Annotated in this window: 1 pseudogene; it reads right to left on the bottom strand. The window is 45.9% G+C overall.

Annotated features, from left to right (window positions below):
* Positions 1-777 precede the first annotated feature (777 nt).
* Positions 778-1,059 (bottom strand): annotated as a pseudogene (locus tag ACFQEU_RS16465) (hypothetical protein); the annotation flags it as partial.

The following is a 1,059-nucleotide window of genomic DNA, read 5'->3' as shown; positions in this document are numbered from 1 at the left end:
GACTAATGGCATGTTGCTTCTCCTCTACCCTAGAGTATTTTGCCAAATCAGCTGGCCAAAACTCCGGTTTCGACTAGCCACATAGAACTCAAGAGGATTAGAGCAACGCTCATGCCAACTTTTAAAAACAAGTGTAACCCATTGTATTTACAGTAAAAAAAACTGGGGGAGCTAGGTTGGCCCGAAGGGAAGCAGTGGAGCGGCAATTTTCTGACTCGCCTGACAGTAGAATTCGGCAAGAGTTTGCCGCACTAATAACAACCAACAAATGTTCTTTTTTCTTTCATCGAAAGTGAAAGACGCTAAGCTAACAGCAACTGCAAAAATAGAAAGCGAGTCGACCTACTCATGAAAAGCACAATAATAGACGACGCGATAGAAGCCTCGAACCAACTGATCCAAGCACTCGAAGCAGGCGAGCTGGAAACCGTAAGCTCATTAGTTGTAATTAGAGATCGGTTGATTCGCGAAATGCCAATATCCGGCTCAACTAAAAAGGCAATGACAGATTGCGACAGGAGCCATGAAGGCCTACTTCAACTCCAAGTTTTGGATAGTAGAATTCAACAGCTAGCCAATGCCTTGCTGAAAAAAAATCAGCCCCAACCACAGACGAAGACACATACAGACGCTAACAAACAAAAACTTAACAAAGGTTACAAAAGTTCAGGCTCGTAAAATGGCCTTATCAAGGCCGCAGTGGCTAGGTATTTGATATTTAAGCCCGAAAATGGCTTGCTATCAGATCCGCCCTAATCCACCGCAGCTTGACTACGGCTACGTCATAGCCGCTTCAGTTTCATGTTCGGTACTCACGATCAATTCATCGTCTTCGACATCGACCATCACAGTACCACCGCCATCGGCCAGCTCCCCGAAAAGAACCATTTCAGCCAACGGCTTTTTAATTTTTTCCTGAATAAGACGTGCCATTGGGCGGGCACCCATTTTCTCATCGTAACCATTCACGGCAAGCCACTCGCGCGCCGTGTCAGATACCGCCAAGTGCACCCGCTTATCGTCAAGTTGAACTTGTAGCTGAACTAAGAACTTGTCCAC

Source organism: Halorubrum tibetense (assembly GCF_042661865.1).
In the GTDB taxonomy this organism is placed as follows: domain Archaea; phylum Halobacteriota; class Halobacteria; order Halobacteriales; family Haloferacaceae; genus Halorubrum; species Halorubrum tibetense.
The sequence above is the reverse complement of the archived record's forward strand: the minus strand, read 5'-3'. Positions and strand labels throughout refer to the sequence as shown.